The organism is Brevundimonas sp. (genome assembly GCF_041648615.1).
Lineage (GTDB): Bacteria > Pseudomonadota > Alphaproteobacteria > Caulobacterales > Caulobacteraceae > Brevundimonas.
Genome location: NZ_JBAZOS010000070.1, coordinates 1 through 4,609, shown reverse-complemented (window position 1 = coordinate 4,609; position 4,609 = coordinate 1). Strand labels below are relative to the sequence as shown.

Annotated in this window: 5 protein-coding genes; all 5 read right to left on the bottom strand. The window is 66.1% G+C overall.

Features of this window, described 5'->3' with window-relative positions; genetic code table 11:
• Window positions 1–85: 85 nt before the first annotated feature.
• A complete protein-coding gene (locus tag WC555_RS15170; protein WP_373254928.1) occupies window positions 86–322 on the bottom strand; it encodes a DUF6489 family protein in 237 nt (78 codons plus the stop codon).
• Between the two features lie 78 nt (window positions 323–400).
• Window positions 401–1,825: a transcription termination factor Rho gene (gene rho, locus WC555_RS15165; protein ID WP_373254925.1), complete on the bottom strand. Its 1,425-nt coding sequence runs from the start codon at window positions 1,823–1,825 to the stop codon at window positions 401–403.
• A gap of 285 nt (window positions 1,826–2,110) precedes the next feature.
• On the bottom strand, window positions 2,111–2,581 hold the full coding sequence (locus WC555_RS15160) for a CopD family protein (protein ID WP_373254924.1): 471 nt from the start codon (window positions 2,579–2,581) through the stop codon (window positions 2,111–2,113).
• Window positions 2,578–3,681, bottom strand: coding sequence for a ferrochelatase (gene hemH / locus WC555_RS15155; RefSeq protein WP_373254923.1), 1,104 nt, complete (start codon window positions 3,679–3,681; stop codon window positions 2,578–2,580). The genes WC555_RS15160 and hemH overlap by 4 nt, the downstream gene beginning before the upstream one ends.
• The coding region (locus WC555_RS15150) for a uroporphyrinogen decarboxylase family protein (protein WP_373254922.1) at window positions 3,681–4,609 on the bottom strand (929 nt) is incomplete at its 5' end. The genes hemH and WC555_RS15150, both read right to left, overlap by 1 nt.

Sequence of the window (4,609 nt, the reverse complement as noted above, 5' to 3'; positions counted from 1 at the left end):
CTCGCCTCAAAGGCGGTGTCTGGGGTCGGCCCCCTCCACCATGCTGCGCATGGTCCCCCTCCCCCAACGGGGGAGGAATGGAGCATCACGGCTTGGTCGTCGTCACGGCCGCTTCCATCAAACGGCGGAACTGATCCTGGGCGGACAGGCCGAAGCTGGTCCAGGACTTCATCAGTTCCTCGGGCTGCATGGCCGAGATATTGGCGTCCATCCGCTTCTTCATCTCTTCAACCAGATGGTCGTTGAGCCCCGTCACATCGGGCAGGCCGAGAAAGGCGCGGGCCTCGGCCGGGGTGCAGTCGATCTCGACGTTCATCTTCATGGCGACGGCTCCTCTGATCGAATTCCCAAGCCCACCTGCGTTTCACGTGAAACACGGCCGGCAGGACCCGGTCCGGGATCAGGTGTTCATGGACTGGAAGAAGTCCGAGTTGTTCTTCGACTGACGCAACTTGTCGAGCAGGAACTCGATCGCGTCCTGCGGGCCCATCGGGTTCAGGATGCGGCGCAACACATAGGTCTTGGTCAGCTGGTCCTTCGGCGTGATCAGCTCTTCCTTGCGGGTGCCCGACTTCAGCACGTCGATGGCCGGGAAGATGCGCTTGTCCGCAACCTTGCGGTCCAGGACGATTTCCGAGTTGCCGGTGCCCTTGAACTCTTCGAAGATCACCTCGTCCATTCGCGAGCCCGTGTCGATCAGGGCGGTGGCGATGATGGTCAGCGACCCGCCCTGTTCCACGTTACGCGCGGCGCCGAAGAAACGCTTCGGCCGTTGCAGGGCGTTGGCGTCGACACCGCCGGTCAGGACCTTGCCCGACGAAGGCACGGTGGCGTTATAGGCGCGGCCCAGACGGGTGACCGAGTCGAGCAGGATGACGACATCGCGCTTGTGCTCGACCAGGCGCTTGGCCTTCTCGATCACCATTTCGGCGACGGCGACGTGGCGGGTGGCGGGCTCGTCGAAGGTGGAGGCCACGACCTCGCCCTTCACCGTACGCTGCATGTCGGTGACTTCTTCGGGACGTTCGTCGATCAGCAGGACGATCAGGAAGACCTCGGGATGGTTCTTCTCGATCGACTTGGCGATGTTCTGCAGCATGACCGTCTTGCCAACGCGCGGCGGGGCGACGATCAGGCAGCGCTGGCCCTTGCCGAGCGGAGCCACGATATCGATGACCCGGCCGGAGCGATCCTTCAGCGTCGGATCCTGGATCTCCATGTGCAGCCGCTCGTCGGGATAGAGCGGCGTCAGGTTGTCGAACAGAACCTTGGTCGAGACCGTTTCCGGGTCCTCGAAATTGATCGTGTCGACCTTGAGCAGGGCGAAGTAGCGTTCGCCCTCGCGCGGTCCCCGGACGGCGCCGTGGACGGTGTCGCCGTTGCGCAGGCCGAACCGGCGAATCTGCGACGGCGAGACATAGATATCGTCCGGACCCGGAAGATAATTCGCTCCGGGGCTACGCAGGAAACCGAAGCCGTCGGACAGGATTTCCAGAACCCCATCGGCGATGATCTCCACCTCCTCGTCGGCCAGGGCCTTGAGGATGGCGAACAGCAGATCCTGTTTGCGCAGGTTGCCGGCGTTCTCGATCTCCAGCTGTTCGGCGAAGGCGACCAGGTCGGCCGGCGTCTTGTCGTTCAGTTCCTGAAGCGTGATCCGGCCGGACGGCACGACAGCCTCACCGTCATCGTCGTCGCCCTCGGCCTCCTGATCGACCAGGGGCAGGTCGGCGGCCGAGACTTCGCGGCGGTCCGCTTCGGTCGAATCGACCACGGCCTCGGGGGCCTGGACTTCGGTTTCTGGCGTGTCGGTGGTGTCGGTCATGGAATTCGATCAGCGTCATCGCCGCCGGACAGGTGTCAGGCGGGCGGGGGAAATCTGGAATGTCGGTCCGGGAGGACCAGAGGGAGGGCGACGGGATCCTGCGGGTCGAACCGGCGGGCGTCGCAAGAGAGAGGGACCGCCCGGAGGGCCGGAACGGTTCAAGCGCAGCGAAACCACGAAACGCCCGGTCGGGTCAAGCGTCGCAGATACCTCAGCAGATACCTCATCCGCGCGCTCAAGCAGCGAGCGACCGCGTCGTGAGCGGTAGCGCGGTGCATCTGCGCCCTAGAAAAATGCCCACTCCGTCGTCGCCGACAGGACGATGACGATGGCGATGACAAACGGGATCTCATTGGTCATGCGCCAGAACCGGCCGGAATATTTCGATGTCCCGGCGGCGATCTTCTTCCTCTGGCCGGCCAGGAAGCCGTGCCAGCCGAACAGCAGGAATATCCCGATCAGCTTGGCGATCATCCACGGCTGATGGGCGAACGACCAGTCGGCGCCCTCCCCGCTTCTGAGCCAGAACAGCCAGACGCCGAAGATCAGGGCCAGGGTCATCGCCGGATTGATGATGATCCTCAGCAGCCGCGTCTGCCACAGGCGCAGCAGGGACTGCATCTCAGACTTCAGCGGCTCGCCCTTGCCGTTCTGCTCGGCGTCATAGGCATAGAGCCGCGGCAGGAAGAGCATCCCGGCCATCCAGGCGATCACCGCCAGAATGTGCAGGCCCCGGGCCAGATCATACCAATTCATGCGGCGGCCTTTCGCGGATTGAGGTGGGGACAGGCGCCCCAGGCGCGGCCGCAGCCGGGCCCGTCGGGCGCCGCGCCGGTCCGCCCCAGCGAACCCACGACGGCGGCGGCCAGGCCGTCGATGAAGGCCGGATCGATCCCGACCGCCGGCGCGCGCAGATAGGGCGCGACCCCCTTGGCGTGCGCCAGTTCGGCGTATTCGATGTCGAGCTCGACCAGGGTCTCGATATGCTCGGACACGAAGGCGATCGGGGTGATGACCACGCCCACCCCGTCGTTGGCCGCCATCTGGATCGCCTCGGGCGTGGACGGGCCCAGCCATTTCAGCGGCCCGACCCGGCTCTGATAGCAGAGGGCGTGATCGACCTCGACGCCCTGATCCCTCAACCGGGCCATGACGGCCGCGACCGTAGCCTCGACCTGTTCCTGATAGGGATCGCCCTTCTGGGCGATCAGCTTCTCGGGAATGCCGTGGGCCGAGAACAGCAGCCGCACGGGCGCATCGCCTGCCTCGGCCAGTTTGGCGCGGATGGCCGCAGCCTGGGCCTCGATCCAGCCTGCCGCCTGCGGATAGCAGCAGATGGTCCGGCTGACGCCCGGCCCGCGATAGGCCTCGGCCCAGGCCTTGAGCGACGACTGGCTCGTGGTGGTCGAGAACTGGGGATAGAGGGGCAGCAGAACCAGCTCGTCCGGGGCGAAGGACGCCACCTCGGCCGCCGTCTGGTCGGTCAGGGGCGACCAGTAGCGCATGGCGATGAAGACGCGGATGTCGTCGCCGGGCGACCGGGCGGCCAGGCCCTGTCTCAGGGCCTCCGCCTGTTTGCGCGTCTCGGGCAGCAGGGGCGAACCGCCGCTGTGATCCATCATCGCATAGTTGGCCTGGGCCGAGGCCTCGCGCCGGCTGGAGATCAATCGCGCCAGCCAGCCCCGGAACGGCGCCGGCAGGCCGATGATGGCCGGGTCATTGAACAGGTTGAAGAGAAAGGGCTTAACCGTGGCCGCATTGTCCGGTCCACCGAGGTTGAACAACACCACCGCAACCCGGCGACCGCCGGGAGGGGAACCTATATGGGCGTTGGATGCGGGTGCGACGACAGCCATTACTGCGCGCCGATCCTCTTCAGCACCTGTTCGACATGGGCGATCGGCACGTCAGGCAGAATGCCGTGGCCCAGGTTGAAGATCCAGGGTCCTTCCCCCCAGGCCTCCATCAGCTGGTCAACGCGGGCGTCCAGCGCCTTGCCGCCGGCGCGCAGCAGCAGGGGATCGAGCGCCCCCTGGATCGGCTTGATCTTCTGCACCTCCCGACCCGTCGCCAGAGGACAGGCGGTGTCCAGCGCCACGGCCTGGACATCGACCTCGGCCGCATATCGCGCCGCATGGATGGCCGACCCGCGCGGGAAGCCGATCAGGGGAACCGTCACGCCCAGTTCCCGCGTCCGCGCCACCAACGCCTTGTGGGGGTTAAGAACCAGACGTTCGAACAGATCGTCCGGCAGGCCCTCCGCCCAGCTCTCGAAGATCTTGAGCACCTGTGCGCCCGCGTCGGCCTGCATCTTCAGATACCGCGCCGTCGCCTCGACCAGAACCGCCAGCAGGCCATCCACGGTTTCGGGATCGGTATAGGCATAGGACCGGGCGCTGGCCCGCTCGCCCTTGCCGATGGTGTTCTTGCCGCCGTCCAGCATATAGGTCGCCACCGTCCAGGGCGCGCCCGCAAAGCCGATCAGGGCGCGTTCCGGCTCAAGCTTGTCCCGAACCAGGGAAAGCGTCTGGCCGATCTGGTGCAGATGCTCGCCCGCCCCCGCCGCCAGCTCCTCCATCCGTCCAACCGGCGGCATCTCGCCAAGCCGCGGCCCCTCGCCGGTCTCGAACCAGACGTCCTGTCCCAACGCCTGGGGAATGAGCAGGATGTCGGCGAAGACGATCGCCGCGTCGAAGCCGAACCGGCGCATCGGCTGGAGCGTCGCCTCGGCGGCCATCTCCGGGTTCAGGCAGAAGGCGATGAAGTCCGGCGCCTGGGCGCGCA